Source organism: Sphaerotilus microaerophilus, from assembly GCF_023734135.1.
Classification (GTDB): Bacteria; Pseudomonadota; Gammaproteobacteria; order Burkholderiales; family Burkholderiaceae_C; genus Sphaerotilus; species Sphaerotilus microaerophilus.
In genome coordinates this window covers 3360578-3383369 of record NZ_AP025730.1, presented here as the reverse complement: position 1 = coordinate 3383369, position 22792 = coordinate 3360578, and the positions used below count along the sequence as shown (strand labels likewise).

Below are 22792 nucleotides of genomic sequence, written 5' to 3'. Positions count from 1 at the left end.
GTGCGAGGTAGCGCGTGGCCGGTCCGTTCTTCCTTTGAGGCTGCTACCTTCGGCTAGGGTGGGGTTGTCGCGTCCCAGGGTCCTATTGCATAATTTTTCCGAATTACGCGCCGGGAGGTCACCGTGTTGCTGTCGAATGCGCTTCAGTGGGAGTCTGCGTGCGAACGCGCGGGGCTAGTGGGCCGCAGCCCGGCCTTTCGCACCATGGTCGACTCGCTGCTGCGGTACGCGGCGGTCGACGTCACTGTGCTGATCGAAGGCGCGACCGGCACCGGCAAGGAACTCGTCGCGCGCGCGCTGCATTACATGGGCCCGCGCAGCGGCCATCCCTTCGTGCCGGTCGACTGCGGCGCGCTGCCCGAGACGCTGTTCGAGGACGAGCTCTTCGGCCACGCGCGGGGTGCCTTCACCGACGCCAGCCGCGACATGCACGGCTTGGTCGCGCAGGCCAAGGGCGGCACGCTTTTCATCGACGAGATCCACACGCTGTCGCCGCGCTCGCAGGCCTCGATGCTGCGCTTCCTGCAGGACCTGCGCTTCCGGCCGCTGGGCGGGCAGCGGTGGTTCGACGCCGATGTGCGCGTGGTGGTGGCGACCAACCGCGACCTGGAGCGCGGCGTGCGTGAGGGCTGGTTTCGCATCGACCTGTACTACCGGCTGAACGTGGTTCGCGTGCACGTGCCCACGCTGGCTGAGCGCGCGAAGGACGTGCCGCTGCTCGCCCAGGCCATGCTGGCGCGACTGGCCAAGCGCTACGGCGTGGCGCCGCGCGCCTTCGACGACGCGACGCTGGCGCGCCTGGGCACGGTGCCGTGGCCGGGCAACGTGCGCGAGCTGGAGAACGTGGTGCACCGCGCCTTCATCGAAGGAGAGGATGGCGCGCCGCTGCGCCTGCCCGGAGAGGCGCGCGCGGTCGAAGCCTCGCCCTGCGATTACGCCAGCGAACGCGCGCAGCTGCTGGACGCCTTCGAGGCGCGCTACCTGCGCCGCGTGCTCGCCGCAGCGCACGGCAACGTGACGCAGGCCGCGCGGCTGGCGGGCAAGGAGCGGCGCCTGTTCGGCCGCATGATGAAACGCCACGGCATAGAACGCGCCGACTTCGCCGGCTGAGTCATTTCTTCGCCGCCGCCTTGCGCGTGCGCGCCTCGCGGATCGCGGTCTCCATCGAATCCAGCGCGGCCCCCATGTCGACCGTGTTGGTCACGAGGTCGAAGTCGGCCACGGTCTTCGGCATCTGCAGCACCAGCGTGCGCGCCGGCTTGGCCTTGTTGCTGTAGTCGGTCTCGATGCGCACCGCGAACAGCTCGCGCCGTTCGCCGTTCTCGACCACCGACAGCCTATAGTCGATGAACTGTTGCATCGTCGTGCCCTCGAAGCTGCGGTGCTCGGTCGACAGGCGCAGGTCCAGGGTGGGGCGCGCCTTCTTCAGCTCCGACAGGTACAGCTCGATGCCGCGCGCCTGCAGCGTCTGGTTGACGTAGGTCGGCGCCAGCAGGATGTGGTTGTACAGCTCGAAGCCGGTGCCCTGGCCGCGCGCGTGCGCGCGCTCGTGGTCGACGCCGGTGGACTTCATCACGTCGACGCCTTCGTTCGACACGCCGTGCTTGTTGATTCGCAGCTGCGAGGGCGTGCCGGCCTCCCAGCCCTGGCGGCCGATCGGCGCGCCCAGTGGGGCGTCGGTGGCGATGGTGTTGTGCGGGGTGCGCCACGCGCGCCGGCCGCCGGGGAATTCGAAGATCGTGCCGTGCGGTATCGCCTCGGTGCCGAAGTCGACCAGGTTGTCGTCGTTGATCTTCACCAGCACCCAATCGGTCGGCCGGCGGCCCTTGAACGGCGACGCCGGCCGCAGGCGGCGCAGGTCCTCCACCTTGGTGATGGTCTCGACGATGTTGAAATCCTTTGTCTCGCTGGTGGCGCGCACCTGCGCCTCGACCGCCGGGTCGACCTGCGGGAACAGCGGCTTCTCCTTGTTCTTGACGAACTGCGTGCCGTCCCATTCCATGCGCGGCACGTAGATGCTCTTGCGCTGGAAGCGCAGCGTCCCGGTCTTCTTGACGAAGATCCAGCCGTACTTGTCCTTGTCGAACTGCTGCGCGGCGTCGCCGTAACGCTTGCCCGCCTCGGTGAAGCCGCCATCCTCGTAGGCCAGATTCTCGTCGTCGATCTTCTTGCGCAGCGTCGCCATCTCGTCTTCGATGGCCTTGGCGCGCGCCAGCACCGCGTCGCCCGCCGCCTTCTGCTTGCCCTTCGGCATGCGGCCAACTGCGGCCGCCACCTCCTGCAGGTCCGACGCGCGGCTGGCCAAGTCCTGCAGCGCTGCGTGGTGCGTGCTCTCGGCCAGCATGTGATCGGACATGTCGGTCACGCGCTCGACCAGGCTGCGGCTCATCAGCAGGCAGGGCGGCTCGCTGCAGCGCGTGATGCGGCCGTCGTCCCACAGCCGGTAGGTGTGCACCTCGCGCTTGTGCGGGTCGATGTGTTCGAGTGTCGTCACCTCCTTGGCCTTGGTCCCCTTGCGCGCGGCGTCGTGCTGCGCGGCCTCGGCGGCGGCCTCGCCGACCTCGTCGAAGGTGGCGATGCGGCGCGCCGGGTCCGCCGGGTCGACGTCGATCCTCAGCACCGGCTTCTTGTTCCAGTCGCGCACGCCGGCGCGCAGCGACACGTAGCTCAGCGCGCCGCTCAGCAGGCCCATCGCGAACAGCTCCTGCAGCGCACGCTGCTTTTCCCCGGCGTTCATCTTCGAGCCCTGGATCGCCTTGTACTGCGCGATCAGGTCGTACGAGACGATGCCGACGTTGACCGCGTCCATCGCGATCTCGGCGCGCCGCACGTAGAAATACGCGCTCTCGGCCACGCGCGCCACGCGCGCGGCGTTGGCGGCGCGCGCGACGGTCGCCACCTTGCCCAGGCCCAGGGTCAGCATGTTGGCGATGTCAAGCGCGATGTCCCAGTACAGGCGGTCCTTCGCCGACTCGGTCAGCTTGCCGACCTCGCGCATCTCCTCCATCTGCGCGAAGCTGCCGGCGATCGACAGCGCGGTGCCGCCGGCCATCGCCGCGAACGCGACCGCGGCCGGCGCGCCCAGCATTGGCAGCAGCACGCCGCCGATCAGCGCCACCGCCATGCCGATCAGCTTCAGCCAGTCGCCGAACGAGCGCGGCGCGGTGGTCTCCAGCGAGCCGGGCTTGCCGCTGACGGGGTAGCGCCAGTACAGATGGCCCTCCGGGAAGAAGAACTTGTTGTTCAGCTTCGCGAACAGTTCGTAGGGCGGGTCGATCTTGTTGACCGGCGTGCCGCCGTATGCGAAGTCGGAGATCTGCGCGTCCAGCATGGTCATCTGCTTGGTATGCGTCACCGTGCGGCCGTCGTCGCGCTTCGGCGCGGTGATGTCGATCAGCTCCCAGGTGTAGCCGGCCGGCATCCTGGTCTGGTAGTCGGACAGCTTGGTGCGCAGCAGGTAGAAGTGCCAGGGGATGCCGCGCGCGCCTTCCTTCGTGCCGCCCTTCTCGTCGGGGACCTGCTCGAACTCGTGCTTCGGGTAGAAGACCGCCTGCACCTTCAGCGCTTCGGGGTCGCGGTCCTGCACCTCCTGCTGGCGCTCGAGCGGGCCCTGCGTGAACTCGAGCTGCTCGACGCGCTCCTTGCCGCCCCAGCCGCCGCCGCCCTTGGCCTTGAGCACCGTGTCGAGCTGCGACACGGTCCAGCGGTAGTCGAGGCGCGCGCTCTTCCAGGTCTCGATGTCCTTCGCACCCTGCGCGGACTTGATCGCCGCGTTCGCGCGCGTCACCAGCGGACCGAACTCGGTCTTGTAGGGGCGGAACAACGCGATCGCGGCGTCGGCCATCGGGGGCTCTCGGTCGGGGTAGGCGTCCAGCAGCGAGGGCCCGAGCAGGAAGTCGTTGTCCGGCGCCGCGGGCGCCGAGTGGCAGCTGTTGGTCGGGCAACCTAGCTTCGGCCGCGAGCGCTTCTTCTGCAGGGCCGCGGCGCGGCGCCGGGCGATCTTGTCGTTCAGCCGGTCCATCGCGCCGAGCAGCTGGCTGATCGTGCCGTAGTAGGTCACCCAGGCCTTCTGCACCGGCGCCATAGTGTCGGCCGCGATGCTGTCGGGCGGCGCGAGGACGAACTGGTCCACCAGCACCGCAGCCTGCTCGGCCAGCAGCCAGTGGCTCTTCAGGTCCGGCGGCAGCTGCCCGGCCGGGATGCCCAGCAGTTCCTCATCGCCGAAGGACGGCGCGGCCGTGGCTGCGGCGTCGAACAGCGCCAGCCGCGACTGCGCGGCGGCCAGCCGCGACGACAGGATGTCCTCGCGCAGGGTCTTGGCCTGCTGGTCGAGCGCCCCTTCCTTCTGCGCGGCGTGCATGCCGGGCCAAGCCGCCTCGCGCCGCTCCTTCGCCTGCTCGGCCTCGCGCCGCTGGCGCTCGGCGCGCACTTCCCAGGGTCGCTTGTGGCAGCTCGGGCATTGGTTGCTGTAGTCGGCTTTCGGGTCGATCCAGACGCCGTTCTCGAAGCGCGGCAGGTCGCTGCCCCAGTCGCCCGGCTTGCTCCAGTGCACGCGCGGGTCCTGGTTCGCCGGCGGGCTGAAGTCCTTGAACGCGCTCTGCTCGTTCCAGCGCGCGAACAAGGCCAGCTTCTCCGGCGTGAACTGCTTGCCGTTGTCGCCGCGCACGCGCGCCGGACCGCGCTCTCGCGCCGCGCCGGCGCCGCGGCCCTGCTGCACCGTGTGCACCACCTCGTGCGCGATCAGGCGCCGGCCCTCGGTGGTGTGCGGCGCGTACTGGCCGCGGCCGAATGCGATGTCGCTGCCGTGCGCGAACGCGTGAGCGCCGATGCGTTCGTTCGCGCTCGCCGCGCGCTGATCGGTGTGCACACGGACCGCCGACAGATCGGCGTCGAGGTGGCGCTCCAGCGGGGCGCGCAGGGCGCCGGCCAGCGGCGTGCCTTCGCCCAGCGGCAGCCGGTCCACCGCGGGTTGCGCCGCCGCGCCGGGCAGCGGCGAGCGCCGCACGGTGCCCGGCGGCGTGGACTCGGCGCAGCTGTTGCAGCAGGGCTTCGGAATCGCGGCGCCGAACGCGAAGCTGTCGGCGAGCCGGTCAGCTTCCTGCTCCGCGGGGTCGTGCGTGGCGCCGACGGTGAGCTTGGCCTGGAGGCCCGCGGCCCGCAGCGCCGCTTGGTTGGAGCCGCCACTGGCGCGCCGCGACGCGTGCGCCGCCTCGGCCGCATGGCTAGGCGCATCGGCCGAGCGGGCCGCTTGCGCGCATTTGCCGGCGCAGGCCATGGCTTAGTCCTGGGCCGCGATGCCGACCCGCACTCGGCGCAGGTCAGGCGGCAGGATGCGCTGCCCGTAGTGCAGCACGTCGCGGTGCGCGCGGATGATCTCGCGCAGGCGCTGGCCGGTGGCGACGAGCAGGGCCAGCGCGACGTCCGGCGGCGAGCCCCAGGGCACGTTGTGCCGCATCGTCTTCTCAACCCAGTCGTTGTAGTCGAGCGCGATGTCCCACCAGATGCCGCGGCGCGCCTCGGCCGTCAGCATGCCCTTGGCCTCCATGTCCTGCATCTTCAGCACGCTGCCGCCGATCGTCATCGCGCCGCCCACGAGCGCGCTCGCCAGGGCCAGCGCTGCAGGTCCGCCCAGCACCGGCACCAGCAGCCCGCCGACCAGCGTCAGCAGCATGCCGATCTCCGTCAGCCACTGGTAGAACGGCTTCGGCGCCGTCATCGTCATCCGGTCCGGCAGGCCCGACTTCGGGAAGCGCCAGTACAGCTCGCTTTCGGGGAAGAAGTCGCAGTCGTTGAGCTTGTCGAACAGCTCCTTCGGCGGGTCGATCTCGTCGATCGACTGCGTGCCGTGCCGCTGCATGATTAGCGCGTTGATGTTGCTGATGCCGACCTCGTGCACCACGCTGCGGCCGTCCTTGCGCAAGGGCGCCGTGATGTCGTGCAACTCGAACATGAAGCCTTTGCGGATCAGGTAGAAGCTCCACGGGATGCCCTGCGCGCCGGTCTTCGCGTCGACGTAGGCGTCGACCAGCACCTCGGCCTGGGCGGCCATCAGCATGTGCGTGCGCAGCTCGGGCGGAATGACCGCGGTGGGCGAGGCCAGCAGGTCGTCGCCCAGCTCGGGCGGTAGCGCGAGCGCCGCGTCCAAGAGGGCCAGCCGTGCCTGCGTGACCGCCAGGCGCGAGGACTGCAAGTCGGCGGCCAGCGAAGATTCCTGCGCGTTGAGTACCTGGTTGTGCTGGGCCGTGTGCATCGAGGACCAAGCGGCCTCCAGCTTGCGGCGCTTCTCGTCGGCGTCGCGCTTCTGCTTCGCCTCGCGCGCTTGCGCACCGGTCTGGTGGCAGGTCGGGCAGACGTCCTCGTACTTGTCCTTCGGATCGACGAAGCGGCCGAAGCGCCACTCCAGCCTGCCGTCCAGGTTGTCGATGATGCCGGTCTTCGGGTTCGGCAGCAGGTCGAGCCTCAGGCGCGAGTCGCGCGCCGGCGTGCCGAAGGACTGCAGGCTGCTCGCCTCCTGGCGGTCGATGTTGGCGGCCAGCTTCTGCATGTCGGCGACCGTGAAGTCGGCGCCGGTGTCGCCTTGCACGCGCGGCGGCGCGCCGCCCTGCTCGACCGTGTGCGCGAGCTCGTGCGCGATCAGGCGCCGGCCCTCGGCGGTCTGCGGCGCATATTGGCCCTCGCCGAATGCGACGTGCTGGCCATGTGCGAACGCGCGCACGCAGATGCGCTCGCGGGCGAGCGCGGCGCGCACGTCGGTGTGCACGCGCACGGCCGACAGGTCGGCGCCGAGGCGCTGCTCGATCGGCGCACGCAGCGCCAGGGCCAGCGGCGCGCCGTCGCCCAGGCCCTGCACGTCGGCCGCGATCAGCGCGGAGGGGTTTGGCGTGCCGGGGTGCGCCTTGGGCGGGCGTGTGGGCGCGGGCGTGGCCTGCTCTTGCGCCGCGTCGGCGGCGGCCATGGCGCATCGGGCGGCTGCGCAGGCCATCGCGTTCAGCGCGCGTAGCGCCCGTGGCCCACCGACTGCCCTTGCTGCGCCTGCCGCCGCGCCAGCGCATGCAGCAGATGGCGCATGCCCAGCGGCTCGTCGGCGGCGGCCGCGAGGAAGGCGGCGTCGAGCGTCGCGGCCTGGATCTCCCCGCCGGTGACCTCGAAGCGTTCGGCGAGCCACGCGAAGTCGATGTCGTCGCTGCGCGGCAAGGCCGGCGGCAGCATGCCGCGCCACAGGCGCTCACGCAGCGGTGAAGCGGGCCGCGCGAATTCCACCGTGTAGTGCATGCGGCGCGCGAACGCGCTGTCGAGGTTCTTCGGCAGGTTGCTCGCCAGGAGCACCACGCCGGCGTGCTCTTCCAGCTTCTGCAGCAGGTAGGCGACCTCAAGGTTGGCGTAGCGGTCGTGCGCGTCCTTCACTTCCGAGCGGCGGCCGAGCAGCGCGTCGGCTTCGTCGAACAGCAGCACCGCGCTCGAGCGCTCAGCAGCGCGAAACACGCGGTCCAGGTTCTGCTCGGTCTCGCCGATGTACTTGGACACCACCGCGGCCAGATCCACGCGATACATCGGCAGGCCGGCCGCGGCCGCCACGACCGCGGCGGCCATGGTCTTGCCGGTGCCCGACGCGCCGCAGAACAGCGCTGTCAGCCCGGCGCTGCGGCCGCTGCGCGCGCCCAGGCCCCAGTCGCCGTAGACGCGGTCGCGCACGCGCACCGCGTCGGCCACCTCGCGCAGCTGGCGCAGCGTGACCTCGTTCAGCACCAGGTCGGACCAGCCGTGCTGGCGCTCGACGCGGCGCGCGACGCGGCTCAGCGCCTGGTGGGCGCGCGCCTGCGCTTCGTCCTCCAGCAGCGCGGCGAGGGTCGCGGCGTCGTCGTCGGGCAGCAGCGCCCACGCTGCCGACGCGGCGGCGGCGCGGATGCGTGCGGCCGGCAGCGGGTGCCGCGCCGCGAGCGAGGCCAGCGTGCCTTCGTCGATCGCCAGACCCTGCCGCGCCAGCGACTGCTGCCACAGCGCCTGCCGTGCTTCGGGCGCGGGCGGTTCGGCGGACAGGCGTAGGTGGGGCCAGGCGGCCAGCCACGCGGCCGACGGCGACGACGGCTCGGTCGACAGCAGCAGCGGCACGCCGCGACCGGCCAGCGCCTCGAGGTCGCGCAGCAGCGCGGGCGCGGGGCCGTCTTCGGCCTCGACCATCAGCGCCGCATCCGCGAGCCGCGCAGACAGAAGCAGCGATCGCGCGTGCGCCGTGGCCACCGGCAGCGGCATGCGCAGCAGCGCCAACCCGCGCGCGGCGGCCCACGCGGCGGCGGCCTCGCGCCGGTCCTCGGGGTCGTCGCCGTGCACGTGCACCAGAGGCTCGGCCGCGGTGCGCTCGGCGCCGGCCGGCGCTGCGGTCCATTGCGCATCGCGCTGCCACGCAGGGTCGGCCAGTGGTAGGCCGAGCGCGAACTGCAGCACCGGTTCGCGGGCGCGCAGCTCACGGCGCCAGCGGCTGCGCGGCTCCGGCGGCTCCAACACCTCCAACACGCCGGCATCGACCAGCCGCGATGGCGGCGACACGCGCGCCAGCAGGTCGCCCACGTCGTCGAGCAGGCGGCGCGCGAGGTCTACCGTGACCAGTCGGCGCGAGATATCGTCGTTGAGGTAGGCGTAGAAGGCTTCGTAGCGCGGGTCGAGGTCCGGCGCCAGCGCGAGCAGCAGCAGCGCGAGATCGCCATCGTCGAGTTGCAGCCGCGCCGCGAGCGCCGCGCCCACGCCCTCGGCGGAGACCGCGGGCGCGAGATGGCACGCCTGAGCGGTCAGCGCGTCGATCTGCTGCGCGTCGTCGGCGTCGGGCTCGCCGTCGGCGCCGAGCAGCGCGTCGACGAAGGCGTGCGTCACGTGCAGCCCGCGCCACTCGTCGAGCGACGGCGCGTAGCGAGAGCGCAGGCGCAACATCTCGCGCTCGACGAGCGTGTCGAGCCAGCGACGCCACACGTCGACCGCCTGGGGCAGTTCCTCGCGTTTCATGAGCCGTGAAACTCCAGCATCAGCAGCCGCGCGGGCGGACCGCGCCACACGTGCTCGCGCGCGGTGAGCGTGGTCATCGCCAGCAGCACGTGCAGCGGCGCGCGCGGCACACGCCAGTGCCAGTGATCGTCGTCGACGCGGCGCGCGCTGCCGTCGCCGCCCAGCAGGTTGCGCCGCAGGTAGCCGATGCTGGCGCCGGCCATGCCGGGCACGCGCCACGCGACGCGGCGCCAAGCGTACTGCGCGGCGGTGGTGACCAGCGCGCGCCAGGCCGCTGGCAGGCCATGCAACAGCGGGGTGTCGAGCGCCGCCGCGTCGTCGTCGCGCGGTGCTTCGACGCCGAAGGCCGCGGCCGCGTCGAACACGGCCTGCGCGTCGGTGTCGCCCAGCAGGGTCGCGAGTTCGTCGAGGCCGAATGCGGCTTCGACGCCGAACAGCGCGCGCCAACACGCGTCGTGCCATAGGCGGGCAGCGTCTTCGGCCGGCGCGGCCGCGGCCAGCGCCGCGAGCGCGAAGGCGCTGCGGAGCGCGTCGGGCAGCGCGCGGGTCCAGTCGCCAAGTTCGTCGAGCAGCAGCACCAGGCCGGCGGCGGCGCAGGGCGTGTCCTCGAAGAGCGCGAACTCGTCCTGCGACAAGCGCGACGCCGCTGTCGCCGACGCGGTCGCGGCCCGCGCGGCGGCCCGTGCTGCGGGCGAACGTTCACGCAGCCGTTGCTCGAGCGCCGTGGGCGATGCGCCCGACGAGGAAGCGGCCCACGGCGTACCGGGCCGCGCCACGGTCGCGCCGGCGAGCGCGGCCGCGACCAGCACCTCGTCGAGCCGGCAGCCCGATGCCGCGGCGCGCGCCAGGCGCTCCAGCACCGCCGCGGCGGGACAGGCCAGCACGCTGGGCGGCGGCAAGGCCGGCGCCGCGGACGCTGCATCGGCGACCATTGCTTCAGCGATCAACACATCGAGCACGCGCAGCCCTTCGGCGCCTTCCAGCATCGCGAACACCGCCGTCTCGCGCGCCAGCCGCGCCAGCAGCGGCCACGCCTCCGCGGGCCGCTCCTCGAACAGCGTGCGCAGCGCCGCAGCGCGCGGCAGCGAGGCCAGCCCGTCGAACTCGTCGAACACCCAGCGCGCATGTGCATCGCCGGCCGCGAGCGCGACCGCAAAGGCCGCGTGGTAGGCGATGCGGTCCGCAAAGCACACCACGTCCGGCCCGCCATCGTCGATCGCGTCGACGATGTGCCGCGCCAGCGCCGCCGCGTACGCCGGCGCCGCCTCGTCGGGGTGGCGCGCGACGTCGATCGCGAGCGCGACCTGGAGCTGGCGGATGCGGATCACCTCGCCCGCGTGGCGTGGGAGGCAGGCGTCCAGCGCGCCCGCGAGCAATGCGCTGGCGTGGCGCGCGATCGCCTCGGCGCGGTCCGGCACCGCCCGTGGATCGCGCTGCGGGCCGCGCAGCGCGAGCGCCTGGTGCCAGCGATCGATCGTCAGCACCGGCGCCTCACGTGAATTGCCCGACGGCGATGAAGTTGAAGGCCGAGTCCTGCGGTGTCGAGCCGTCGGCGGCCGTGCTGTCGATGTCGCGGATCACGACGTCGAAGCCGTTGCCCGACACGTTGCGCACGCAGATCACGTTGTCCTCGGCCAGCGGATCGACCAGCGTCGCCGTGACCACCGGCGTGCCGGTGAAGGCCGGCGCGAAGGTCACGCGCACCAGCCCGACGCCGTTGCGCACCGCCGACCAGTCGGTGCCGGCACTGGCGAAGACCTGCGGTACGCGGCCACTGACCATGCGCACGTTGTCGCGCGAGCCGACCGCGAAGTGCAGCAGCGACGGCCCCATCCGCACGTTGCCGGCCAGGTCCACCGACATCCGGTCGACGCCCGACCACAGCCGCGCGACGCTGTTCGCTGCGTACAGCACCCAGCGTTCGCCGTTGGCGGGGATCTCGACGAAGGCGCTGCCGCGGTTCGAGAACGAGTAGCCGCCGCCGAGCCCGCCCGAGTGCACCTCCTCGCCCTCGACGTGCAACATACGCGCCGGCACCTGCGTGTTGATGCCGACGCGGCCGCCCTGCATCGACAGGTCCGGCGAGTTGCCGCGCGCCTGGCCGATCCAGCTGATGTGCTGGGGCGCCTCCTCGCTGCCGGCGCCGAGCTGCTGGAACTGGAGGCGCGGGGGGTCGTCGAGGTCGCTCATCACCATCAAGGGCGCGAGCTGCGCGCCGTACTGCATCCACACACGCCCCGTGTCGCCGCCGTCGCCGGCCTGGAACCACTTGTTCGCGCCCAGCGCATTGCCCTGCGGCGCCGGCACGCCGCGCACGTCGAGCTTGGCCTGCGGCGCGCTGCTGCCGATGCCGACGTTGCCGGCCGGGTCGATGAAGAAGTTGGATTGCGCCGGGTCGGCCTGCGCGATGTTGAAGCCCGGCGGGCCGGGCAGCGTGTTGATCTGCCAGGTCACCGCGCCGGCCGCCGACTGCAGCGCCAGCGCCTGCTGCTGAGCGCCGGTCACGCGCAGCGTCAGCGGGTGCGCGAGCGGGCTGTCGACGGTGCCGACGCCGACCTTCGCGTCGTGCTGCACGACCACGCCCGAGCGGAAATCGAAGTCGGGCCGGCACGGGTCGGCGGGCGCGCCCTGCAGCGTCGCGCCGCCGACGACGAGGCGGCTCGGCCCCGGCGCGTTGCTGCCGAGCAGCAGCTGCAGGTCCTCGCCGCCGAGCGCGTTGGCCGCGGGCGCGCGGCGCAGGCCCAGCACGGTGCCGCCAGCCGCGTAGTCGGTGCCGCCCTCGGCCTGCCATTCGACGCGGCGGCCGCGCAGCCGCAGGTCGCCGGTCAGGCGGGTGTGCTCTTCCAGCCAGATCGGCTCGGTGGCCTCGATGCGGTCGTGGCAGGTCTGCAGGTCGCTTGCGAGCGGCGCGGCCGCGGCCTGCAACTGGTCGTTTGTCTTGCCGGCCTCGCGCTCGGTCCAGCGCGCACGCAGGCGCAGCAGGCCGCCGGCGGCGATCACCGATTCGGCGAATACGCCGGCCTGGTGCCGAAAGATCATCGACAGCTTGCGCGCCGTCTCGTCGGCTTCGGCGAAAGCGCCGGGCGCGCCTTGCACCCAGGCCACGCGGCCCAGCGGCACCAGCCAGCGCGGCGTGTCGTCGTCGTTGGGGAAGAGCTGCGCGCCGACGCTGCCGTCGAGTGCGATCGGCTGGCCCGGCAGCAGCGTGCCGGGCGCGGTGCGTGCGTCGGGGTACAGCGTGGCGCCGAGTTCGACGCCACTCTCGCGCTGCGCCACCGTGTTGCGCGGGCCGACCTCGACAACCACGCTTTCGGAGATGCGCGAGTACGCGTCGCTGGAGCCACAGACCTCGAAGCCTGGGCGCACGCCGCCGGCCGAGACCTCGCTGTGGCGCAGCCACACGTTGACCAGGCCGCTGGGCTGCAAGGCGAACAGCGCCGCGTCCAGCTTGGTTGGCGCCAGGATCGCGAGCAGGCGCCCGTGGCCATCGACGGCGACGCCGGGCGCCACCGTGTAGGTGATCGCACCGCCCGGGTCGGTGCCCTGCACAAGTTCCAGCCCCGACACGATGCCCCAGCTGCGGCCCGCCAGGCGCTGGCGCGCGAGCTGTTCGCGCAGGTATTCGAGCAGAACCGCGAGGTCGGCGGCGCCCAGGTACTGGCCTTCGAAGAAATGCGGACGTTCGGCGAAGAGCGTGTCCATGCGCGGCTCCCTGTCACTTGCGGCTTCGCTTGGCGCTCTTGGCCGGCGCCGGCGCGGGCGGCGGCGCAGCCATGGCGGCCTTGCGAAGCGCACCGATCTCGGCTTGCTGGGCCTGCACGCGGGCGTCGAGGTCGGCGATGCGCTTCTCGAGTGCATCGATCGACCCGCCACCGCGCTGGCGTTCACCGAGGCCCGCCAGCGTCGCGAACGGCCGCGCCAAGTGCTGGCTGAGCAGCCAGGTGGACAGGTCCGCGCGCCGCACCTGGAAATCGCCCTTGCCGCCGAGCAGGCCCTGGACCAGCGCGCGCGCCGACGTGTCGGGCGCGGTAGCGGTGTCGGCGAAGATCCGCGCGAAGGCTTGCGTGCGCTCTGACGGCTCGACCGTGGTGTTCAGCCGCGAGTCCGCGACGCCGGCCACGCCCACGATGCCGTTGTCGTCGTCGCGGCGGAAGATCGACGCCAGGTCGAAGCAGCAGAAGCGCTGCAGCAGCTCGCGCAGGATCGTTGCGATCGGGAACGGCGACAGCCAGTATTCGATTGCCGGCCACGTGACCGCGATCGCGCGCTCGGTCGACCAGTTGCACACGCGCAGCACCCGGCAGTCGCCGCCGGAGATGTGCAGCGTGGCCAGCGGCACGCGGCCATCGGGGTCGGGCAGTGGGCAGGGCGGCAGCAGCGCCGAGCACAGGCAGTTCAGCATCGCGTCGATCGCGACGACGAACAGCAGCTCGATCGCGTCTTCCAGCGCCGCGGGATTGTTTGCGCTCGGGATGGCCAGCGATTGCAGGCGCGCGATCAGCTCGCAGTGGGTGCCGGGCGGGTCGACCAGCTTCAGCAGCAGGTGCGCCTTGATCTTCACGGCCCATGACTGCCAGCCGGCCGGGTTGCTGGTGATGCTGCCGTCCGGTGTCGTCGGCGCCCCCTTGATCAGCGCTTCGAGGCAGCACTGCAGGCGGTGCATCAACGGCGAGTCGGTCGCGTTGTCGTCGTCGGTGTCCTTCGGCGGCTTGCGGTAGACCTCGAAGGTGTAGCCCTCGCAGACCACGGTCGGCTCGCACTGCACCGGCGCGCCGCGCGGGCGCGGCGGCGGGCACAGGGCCTTGGACTGACCGCCGCAGCCGCAGCCGCCACTGCCGTTGCAGCCGGCCTTGCCGCATCCGCAACCACTGCCGGTGCCGCAGGACACGGGCGCGCTGCCATACAGCGGCTGCACGCCGCGCGTCGGCGTCTCGGCATAGCGGATGGCGAGCACCCATTCCTGCTCGCCTTCGGGGCAGGGCAGCCGGTTCGGGCGGTGCGGCGGGTCGCAGGGCGGCAGCTCGGGCATGCAGTGGCCGATCAGCGCGCAGACGTCGACCGCGACCGAATCACAGACCACGATGTCCTCGCCGCATGGCGACAGCGCGTAGCCGCAGCTCACGGTGACGCCGTTGCCGCAGGGGCCGCAGGTCACTTCCAGCCCGTTGACCACGCCCCAGCCGTGCAGCTGGCGGTTGTGCAGCCGGTGCTTGGCGCGGATGTAGGCGTCGAGCCGGTTGAGGTCGTCGGCTGTCAGCACCTGGCCGGCGAAGAAGCGCGGCCGGCACAGGCATTCGAGCATGCCGCAGCGGCTGCAGGGCGGCGCGGGCGCGTCGCAGTGGGCCACGCTGGCCGCGCGCCGGCTGCGGTAGAGGTCGGTGATCGTGCTCATCGTGAGTTCCTCAGACCTTGACGTCGAACCAGCTCTCGAAGTCGCCGCCTTCGATGCCGTCGCCGCTGTGGCGCTTGTCCACGGGTTGCATCCACTCGGGCGTCACGTCGGGCTGCGGCGGGCCGGGCGGCGAGCGCGGCTCCAGCGTCGGCAGGTGGTCGGCGTCGACCGCGCGCAACTCGCCGGTCTTGCGGTGCACGCCGCGGATGAAGTCGCCCTTGATCACGACCCGCACGCGCACCAGGCCGTCCTCGCCGCGGAATGCGCCGAGCAGTGGCAGCCGGATCTGGAACGCGGTGACGAACGGACCGCCGCTGCGTTTGAAGGTGTTCGCGTTGCATTCCTCCTGCGTGTTGCCGGGGGTGATCCGCTCGGTCAGGTCCAGGTCGCACCAGCAGCGCAGCCGGATGCGTTCTTCGCCGTCGGTGGTTCGGGTGTTGATGCGGCCGAGCTGCACGAAGATGCTGCGGTCGTTCAGGTCCTTGGCGAGCACCTTGGTGTCGAAGGTGACGACGAGCTCGGGCGGCGGCTCGTTCGGGCCGTTCGGCGTGTCGTGCTGCCAGCTGAAATCGCAGATGTGCGGCAGGTCCCAGTCGAGGCCGGGGTCGCCGTCCCTGCCGGGTTGGCCGTCCTCGCCGGGCGTGCCGGGTGCGCCTGGGGCGCCGGGCGCGCCGTCTTCCCCGTCCTGGCCGTCCTCGCCAGGCAGGCCTTGTGGACCGGGCGGCCCCTGCGGGCCTTCGCCGCCGGCGCCCGGGCGCGACAGCAGGCAGCGCAAGGCCGCCGCGAGGTCCGCCACGCTCGGCAGCACCACGCGGTGCGTGGTGTCGTCGATGCGCACGATGCCGTTCTGCGCGTCCGCCGCGGGATCGCTCGCCGGCACGGCCGGGTCGAGCAGGCGACGGTCGGGACGCCAGCGCGCGAAGGTCGCCAGCACGATGCAGTCGGCGGTGTTGCAGCCGGGGCAGGCGTGCGGGTCCAGCGACGCACCGCAGTCGGTGCCGATCAGGTCGAACAGTGCCACGCCGTCGTCGTAGGCGACGTACAAGCGGTACTCGACCGCGAGCGCGTTGCCGCCAGGGCCGACGGCCTGCGCCGCGCCGAGCACACCGGTCTCGCCGGCCGCGAGGCGCGCGAGGTCGGCGCTGCGGACCTGCGTCGTGCCGCCGTCGTTGGTCAGCACGATCGCGGTCGAGGCGCCCGGCGCGACCCACAGCGCGAGCGGCGGGTCGCCGAGCGCGGCGGACTTCACCGCGCTGCCGTCGGCGGCCGCGTGGCGCAGTTCCTCGGTGCCGCCTTCGAGCCACACCAGCACGTCGGGACCGGTGCTCGTGCCGACGACGAAATCCACCGGCGCGAGCGCTGCGGCGACCGCCAGCGTCTGCGGATCGAGCCCCGCAGCGGTGGTGTCGAAGTGGTGCAGCGCGCCAGCGGCCAGCGCCACCAGCCGCCCGTCCTTGCGCAGGGCGCCGCCCGCCAGCGCGGCGGCGACTACGGCCTGGCGGCCGGCGACCACGGCGCCGCCCGCGTCCCAGGCTTGCAGCGTCGTGGATGCGCCGGCGACCGCGATCGACACCGACCCGCCCGACGCGAGCACGACGAGCTTCAGCGATGTGGCGCCGACGCTGCCGGGGATGTCGATCGGTGGCACCACATCCACCTGGAATGCGGCGTCGGTGGTCGTGTCGACCGTGTGCAGTTGCGCGGGATCGGCCGCGGTGGCGCCTGCGACCGCGGCGTACAGTCGCGTGCCGTCGGGCGACAGCGCGATCGCGAGCACCGGCCGCGTGAACGTGCGCGGCGCGCCGGCCAGCGGCAGCAGCGTGCCCAGGTCGTAGCGGTGGACGCTGCCCACGCCGGGCGCCTGCGTCGCGGCGACGTAGAGGCGCGCACCGGCGACGTCGAAGGCGAGCGCCGACGCCCCGGGCAGCGCGAGCGGCGGCCCGCGCCATTCGAGCGCGGGCGCGTTCGGCAGCGGCAGCTCGGGATCGACGCGCACGTCGAACGCATAGCTTTCGAGGATGCGGTTCGGTGCGCAGCGCGTGTCGTCGCACCCGCACTCGTCGTACAGGATGGGCACCTCCTCCGTCGTGCACTCGCGGTAGCGGATGCACAGCTGCAGCAGGTGGTCTTGCGGCTCCTGCTCGTCGAGCAGCTTCTTCACGTCGGGGAAGCCGTACAGGTCGACCGTCTCCTCGTCGAGCACGAGGATCTCGTTGCCGCAGCAGTCGATCGCCATGCCGGGCTTCACCAGCACGTGGCGGGGCTGGCAGGCCGGGTTCGGGTGCTGGTCCACTTCCAGCCCGCAGACGACGCCGCTGCCGTGCAGCCGCGCGTGGTGCCGCTTGAACTTCTCCACCAGGTAGGCCTGCTCGATCTCGAAATCGGGCACGTCCATCAGCTTGCCGAAGAAGTAGTGGTTGCGCAGCGGCGTGCTCAGCGTGCAAGGGGTGCACGGCATCGGTCCGCCGCAGCCGGCGCAGTGGTGGTGCTGCTGGTGTTCGGAGTGGCCCATGGCGTCCTCGGATCAGCGGATGACGGTCGAAAGGCCGACGCGCTGGCGGCCAGCGCCGCGCGGCGGTTCTGCGAAGGTGCTACCGGCCGCATGCAGCACGGTGCCGCGGCCCAGCGGGGTGTCGGCGTCGTCGAGCACGGGTAGCTGCGTGCGCACGCCGATCACGGCGTCCAGACCTAGCATGGCCTGCACGCCGACGCGAAAGCGCGGCTGCACGACGACGAGCTTGGCTTCGGTGTGCGCCGGCACCTCGGCGGCGATGAAGTCCTGCAAGGCTTCGCGCCGTCCGGGCGCGGCGATGCAGCCCGCGGGCACGAACACCGACAGCCGGTGCGCGTACACGTGGAAGGGGTCGCGCAGCGGGTCCTGCACGGTCAGCAGCTGCGTGACGCCCAGGCGCGCGCCGCCGCTGCCGCCGCCGGATTCCAGCGTGCGGTCGGCCTCAAGCCGGCTGCGGTTGACGACGCGATCGCCCCACAGCCTGGCCGCGTCCGACAGCCGCGCGTGGCCGACGGCCATCCAGCGCCGCAGCTGGTAGTGCTCCAGCAGCAGGCGCGGCGGCCGCCAGCGCGGCAGGTGGCGCAGGCCGGCGGTGCAGGGCACGCAGCGCGCGTGCGCCGGCACGTGTCGCGACCAGCGGTCCAGCCCCAGCAGCAGCGACAGCGACGCGGCGAAGCCCGCGCGTGTGCCGCGCCAAGGGTAGAGCGCGGGCGCCGACGCCAGCACGCGGCGCTGCTGCGCGAGCGGCCAGCCTGAGGGCAGCACGACGCCCACCCACGACGCGATGAAGCGCAGGAAATCGCGCGACTCGCTCACTTCGGGCGCGGCTGGCGCGGCCAGCGGGTCGAAGAAGCGCGCCTGGCCGTCGACCGTCGCTTCGATGTCGCGCAGCGTGCGGTCGAAGATGGCGAGCCAGCGGTCGCTGAATTCGGCGGCCACCGGGTCGGCGCCGAACACCGCGGGCAGGTAACGGCGCAGGCTGGTGCGAGCGAAGTCGAGCTGCACGCAGTGCAGGCGCGGCGTGCCGCGCGTGTCGCCGAGCAGTTCCAGCTTCAGCCAGCCGTGGCGGCCCGTGCTGCTCGACAGCATCCAGTCAGCGCGCGCGCAAGCCAGCGGCTCGGAGTCGCCCGGGTGGCGCCATTCGCCGCCGCCGCGCCAGCGCGACGGTTCGGCAAGCTCGGGGTCGGTGAGCAGCGCGTCGGCTGCCGTCGCGCTGATGCGCACGCGCGCGCCGGCGGGTAGGTCGGCGACCAGCGCGACGCGGTCCCAGGTGCAGCCGTCCTCGCCGCTGTCGATCGGGCCGGCGATCCAGGTGCCGGTGGCCGGGTAGGCGGGCAGCGCGGGCGGCGGCGCGGCGATGGCGTGTCCGTCGGGTCCGACCCAGTGCGGCTCGCTCGCCGGGGGGGCGCAAGCCGTCGCGATGTCGATCGCGCCGTCGGGGGCCGTGTCGAGGCCGAGCGGCGTGAAGCGGTGCGCGACCTCGCCGGGCTGCGTGGCGTGGCCGATGGTCCGGCCGCTCGCGAGTTCGACGATGGCGACGCTCTCCTCGCCATCGCGCTGCACGTACAGGCGGCCATCGCGGTCGGTGGCCAGCGCACGCACCGCGCCGAGTCCGCCGATGAAGCGCAGGGAGCGTCCGCGCCGGCTGCACAGGTGCACGCCGCCGCGCGCCACGTCGGCCACCGCGACGAGGCCGCCGTCGACCCCGATCGCGTGCACCGGCGACCACGGCGGCGCGCCCGTCGGCGAGGGCCACGCCGCGCGCAGCGCGCCGTTGCCGGCGTCGAGCACGAGCACGCGTTGCAGCGCCGGCAGCGCGACGTAGACCTCTCCGCAGCCCACGCCGAGCCCCGCGGCGCCGTCCGGCACGCGCAGCACGCCCGCGTCGAGGCAGGGCCATGGCGATAGCGTGCACCCGCAGCGGTCCATGCGCCACAGCCGTGCCGCCGCGCCATTCAGCAGCAGCAGCGTGCCGTCGGCGAGCTGCACCGCATGGCGCGGCAGCACCAGGCCGCCGAATCCGCCACCGGGTTCGGCGAGCAGGCGCCCGGTGCCCGGTAGCGGCGCGAAGGCGAGGGCGCCGTCTTGCGGATCCTGCGCGACGCCACCGGTCACGCCGGTCAGCCCGTAGCCTGCCCAGCCGAGGCGGGCATCGAGCACGCGCGAACGCGGATCGTGCGGCGCGCGCGCGACGGGCGGCAGGTAGGGCGCGTTCATCGCTCGGTCACCACGGACAGCTGGTGCGCGCCGCTGCTCAGCAGCACGCCCGGTGCGATCTCGACGTCGCTGCACGCCGGCTGCTCGACGCCGTCGATCCACACGCGCAGGTCGTTGACGCGGCGCACGCCGGGCAGCAGCAGCCGCTGCACCAGGGCCGAGTGGTACAGGTCGCCGCCGAAGGGCCAGCCGCTGGCGTCGTCGCCGCCGACCAGGGGGTGCAGCCAGGTCGCGAGCGCGGCCTGGGCCCGCTGCTTGACCGCCGCGGTGTCGGTGCCGGCGCGGCACGACAGCGTGGCGCCGATGACGACCTCGCGGTAGCGCGGCGCGACGACGTAGAGCTCGGTGGTCAGCAGGCGGCGCGCGTCGAGCTCGGCGCAGACCTCGTGCAGCAGCGCCTCGGTCGGCTGCGGCGCCGGATCGGCCAGCGGGTCGAGCTCCTTTGACGGCGGCACGACGACGACGCTGACCACGCCCGGCACCTGCAGCCCGGGGAAGTCGGGGTGCGACAGCGGCAGCGCGAGCGCGCGCGCGGCGCCGGCGCCCTTCGCGTGCAGCTCGAAATCCTCGGCGGTGACCGCGCGCTCGCGGCTCTTCAGCTGCTGGCGCGCGCGCTCCTCGGCGGCTTCCAGCGACTCTTCGTCGGTGCCGCCGCCGGCGGCCTGCAGGTTCGCGACCGCGTCGCTGTCGATGCCGGGCACCGAGGCGCGCAGCGCATTGATCGCGCCGGCCGGCACGTTGCCCACGGCGCCGCCGCCGAAGCGGTAAGACAACGCGAGCAGGTTGGACGGCCGGTTCGGGTTGGCCATCGGCACGCGCAGCTGCGTGCCGCGCCCGAAGCGGACCTCGCCGGTGCTGCGGTCCAGCACGTAGTGGCGGTCCTCGGGCCCCGACGCGAAGAAGTCGGGCACTTCGGTCCAGGTCTCGAAGCCCGGGCCCTCGTCGACCTGCAGAACCAGGCTGCCATCCAGCACCGGCGCGTTGGCTAGCCGGTAGACTTGGTCGTCGAGCCCAGTCGCGCGGCCGATCAGCTCGGCGTCGACCGTCTGCGCCTGCAGCGCGCGCGTGGTGTTGGTGCGCACAGCGGCCAGCACCGGCGCCCGCGTGTAGGCGCCGGCGGTGATGCGTACGCGCAGCCAGTAGCGCGCGCCCGTGGCCAGGCCCATGGTTGCCGTGGCCGGCGGGCCGGCCGGCGCGTTCGATGCCGGCAGCTGCAACAGCACGTGGCCGCTGCGCGTGAAGGCGAGCGTCTCTTCGGCCAGCACGTCGAGCGCGATCCACTCGCTGCCGTTCCAGTAGTCCCAGGCCAGCGTCGCCGGCGCCTGCGGCGCGGCGCCGCCGCCGGGCACGACCAGCGGCGTGCTCTTGCGGCCGGTGGCGGCCGGCGCGCGCGTGAAGAAGGCGAGGTCCAGCGGCCCGGTCGCGAACGCGAGGTCCGACGTGAAGCCCAGCATCAGCGCGTTGCCGGAGCGCACGCTGCGGCCGAAGGGCGCGAAGCCGGTGATGCCGTCGGCGTTGGCCGCGCTGACATCCGCGATCTCGGCGCCGCTGTCGAGCAATACGGCATCCAGCTGCGCGCTGATCGCCACCAGCGCGTCCTCGGTTTCGAACACCACCGGCACCGGCGAGCCCGGCACCTCCGCCGCGACCTGCGTGCGCGGTGGCACGATGACCGTCGCGGCGCCGAAGTCAGCGACGGTGCCGAAGGTGATCTCGGCCGACGCCGCACGTGCGGGCTCCAGCGTGGTCCCGATCAGTTCGAGGAACTTGATGCGGTTGAGCTGCGGCACCTGGCCGAGCCGGAACAGCAGCATCTCGGACAGCCACGCGAGCAGCTGCACGACCGCGATGCCGGGCTCGTTGTCGTTCAGGTCGGTCCACTCGGGCGCGTAGCGCGGGATGCGCGCACGTGCCTCGGCGACCAGGTCCGCGTGGCGGCGGTCGTCGATGACGGGGAGGTGGTCGGACAGCGGCATCGTCGTGCTCTCCTCAGGCCGCCTCGAGCAGGAAGAACGGGTAGACCAGGTTGCCCACCGCGTTGTTGGCGCGCAGGCGGTAGTCCACGCGCAGCAGCAGCAGGCTGGGCTCGACCGCGCTGGTGTCGGCGCGCACGTCCAGCACGTCGATGCGCGCCTCCAGTTGCGTCAGCGCGCGCCGCACCGCGTCGACGGCGCGCGCGCGCGTGGCCGCGTTGTTGGGCGCAAACACCAGGTCGTGGATGGCGCAGCCGAAGTTCGGCAGCATCACGCGCTCGCCGGGGCGGGTGGACAGGATCAGGTGGATAGAGTCCTCGACGCGCGACTCGCCGGCGGCGCTCGCGAGCCGGCCGGCCGCGTCCACGCGCAGCGGGAAGGCGATGCCGCGGCCGAGGAAGTCGCGCAGGCCCGTGCTCATTGCGCAACCAGCCCTTCGGCAACCGTCCGCAGCGTCTTGGCCAGCGTGTCCAGCACGTCGATCACCGCGGTCAGGCCCTCGATCGATTCGTCGCTGCCGATCTGCGGCGTCTGAATGGGCGACACGTCGGCCAGCCCGAACAGCGGTTCGCACAGCGACAGGATCACCAGCAGCGGATCGACAGCGGTCAGCGCGTGCTGGGCCGAGGCCTGCGCCTGTCCATGCGCGCATTCCAGCGCCGCGAGCAGCGCGGTGTTGTTGTCGGCCCGCGCCGACGCGATCTGCAGTTGCAGCCCCGACATCACCGCCAGCGCGCTGCGCAGCGTCTGCACCACGCAGCCGAGCAGCTTGGCCAGCATCATGAGCAGGTCGCGCAGGAACAGCGGCACGCCGACGAAGAACTTGGCGATGCAGTCCACCAGCGGCGGGACCGCGTCCAGGAACTTGGGCAGCGCCTGCGCGATCGCGGGCAGGTCGGCCTTGCCGAGCGCGGTGATCAGCGTGACCAGCGGCTCGACGACCTTCAGCGCCTCGATCAGGCACTTCATGTTCGCCAGCAGCGGCGCGACCTGCAGCATCAGGGAGAAGTTCAGCGAGCAGTCGTCCGGGATGCCCTTCGTGATGTCGTTGAAGGCCTGGATCGTCGCGCCGCCGAAGGGCAGCGTGATCTGCGCCTTGCCGGGCTTGGGCATGGGAATGCAGATGGGCGTCTGCAGCCGCTCCTTCACGTTGGCGGGCAGCGGAACCTCCAAGGTTTTCGTGACCATCGCGTGCCCTCAGATCGGCGGCCCGACCTGGCGCACCGGCCGGCCGAGGATGGTGACGCGCGGCGCGACGATGTCCACGCCTGCCTGGTGCGTGATCGTGATGTGTGTGTTGCACATGACGATCGTGTTGTGGTTGGCGTCCTCGATCACGATCGAGCCTTTGTCGCCGTTCTGCTCGGGCGAATCGATGAAGCGGATGCAATGGCCGTTCTTCGAGCGGAAGATGCGCTGGCGCGTGTCGTCCGACGGCGGCTTGTGCTGCTTGTTCCACAGGAAGCCGATCACGTAGCCGTGGTCGTGGTCCTGCTGGTCAAAGGCCACCAGCACCTCGTCGCCCTTGACCGGCATCACGAACCAGCCGCTGTCGGCGCCGGTCATCGGCGACGCGACCGCGAGCCACTGCTGGCGCGGCTGATCTTCCCACGGCAGCTGTACCCGCACGCTGCCGAGGTTCTCGCCTTCGCCGACCTCGTGCACGCTCGCGACGGTGATGCCGCTGTTCTGGGGGTGTTGCAT

At 72.5% G+C, this 22792-nt stretch carries 13 protein-coding genes; 1 reads left to right on the top strand and 12 read right to left on the bottom strand.

The window, feature by feature from the left end; translation table 11 throughout:
• Positions 1-123 precede the first annotated feature (123 nt).
• Complete coding sequence (locus NGK70_RS14595; RefSeq protein WP_310742533.1) at positions 124-1110, top strand: sigma 54-interacting transcriptional regulator; 987 nt, start codon at positions 124-126, stop codon at positions 1108-1110.
• Position 1111: 1 nt separating this feature from the next.
• Here NGK70_RS14595 and NGK70_RS14590 read toward each other — a convergent pair whose 3' ends face one another.
• From NGK70_RS14590 to NGK70_RS14535, 12 genes are read right to left on the bottom strand one after another with little or no spacing between them, the layout of a single operon-like run.
• Positions 1112-5275, bottom strand: coding sequence for an eCIS core domain-containing protein (locus NGK70_RS14590; RefSeq protein ID WP_251969252.1), 4164 nt, complete (start codon positions 5273-5275; stop codon positions 1112-1114).
• Between the two features lie 3 nt (positions 5276-5278).
• Positions 5279-6955 carry an eCIS core domain-containing protein gene (locus NGK70_RS14585; protein WP_251969251.1) on the bottom strand — a complete coding sequence of 559 codons (1677 nt, stop codon included), beginning with the start codon at positions 6953-6955 and terminating at the stop codon, positions 5279-5281.
• 32 nt (positions 6956-6987) lie between these two features.
• The gene (locus NGK70_RS14580) at positions 6988-8994 is read right to left on the bottom strand and encodes an ATP-binding protein (protein ID WP_251969250.1); all 2007 of its coding nucleotides are present in this window, start codon (positions 8992-8994) and stop codon (positions 6988-6990) included.
• Positions 8991-10478 carry a hypothetical protein gene (locus tag NGK70_RS14575; RefSeq protein WP_251969249.1) on the bottom strand — a complete coding sequence of 496 codons (1488 nt, stop codon included), beginning with the start codon at positions 10476-10478 and terminating at the stop codon, positions 8991-8993. The genes NGK70_RS14580 and NGK70_RS14575 overlap by 4 nt, the downstream gene beginning before the upstream one ends.
• Positions 10479-10485: 7 nt before the next feature.
• Positions 10486-12696: a hypothetical protein gene (locus tag NGK70_RS14570; RefSeq protein WP_251969248.1), complete on the bottom strand. Its 2211-nt coding sequence runs from the start codon at positions 12694-12696 to the stop codon at positions 10486-10488.
• 13 nt (positions 12697-12709) lie between these two features.
• Positions 12710-14386, bottom strand: a complete 1677-nt coding sequence (locus NGK70_RS14565) for a hypothetical protein (protein WP_251969247.1) — start codon at positions 14384-14386, stop codon at positions 12710-12712.
• Positions 14387-14396: 10 nt separating this feature from the next.
• Entirely contained in the window at positions 14397-16898 is a 2502-nt protein-coding gene (locus NGK70_RS14560; protein ID WP_251969246.1) for a hypothetical protein, read from the bottom strand.
• 12 nt (positions 16899-16910) lie between these two features.
• Positions 16911-19115, bottom strand: a complete 2205-nt coding sequence (locus tag NGK70_RS14555; RefSeq protein ID WP_251969245.1) for a hypothetical protein — start codon at positions 19113-19115, stop codon at positions 16911-16913.
• Entirely contained in the window at positions 19112-21091 is a 1980-nt protein-coding gene (locus NGK70_RS14550) for a putative baseplate assembly protein (protein WP_251969244.1), read from the bottom strand. Before NGK70_RS14550 ends, NGK70_RS14555 begins: the two co-directional genes overlap by 4 nt.
• Before the next feature lie 13 nt (positions 21092-21104).
• Positions 21105-21509 carry a GPW/gp25 family protein gene (locus NGK70_RS14545; protein ID WP_251969243.1) on the bottom strand — a complete coding sequence of 135 codons (405 nt, stop codon included), beginning with the start codon at positions 21507-21509 and terminating at the stop codon, positions 21105-21107.
• The gene (locus NGK70_RS14540) at positions 21506-22276 is read right to left on the bottom strand and encodes a hypothetical protein (RefSeq protein ID WP_251969242.1); all 771 of its coding nucleotides are present in this window, start codon (positions 22274-22276) and stop codon (positions 21506-21508) included. Before NGK70_RS14540 ends, NGK70_RS14545 begins: the two co-directional genes overlap by 4 nt.
• Before the next feature lie 9 nt (positions 22277-22285).
• On the bottom strand, positions 22286-22792 hold the full coding sequence (locus NGK70_RS14535) for a phage baseplate assembly protein V (RefSeq protein ID WP_251969241.1): 507 nt from the start codon (positions 22790-22792) through the stop codon (positions 22286-22288).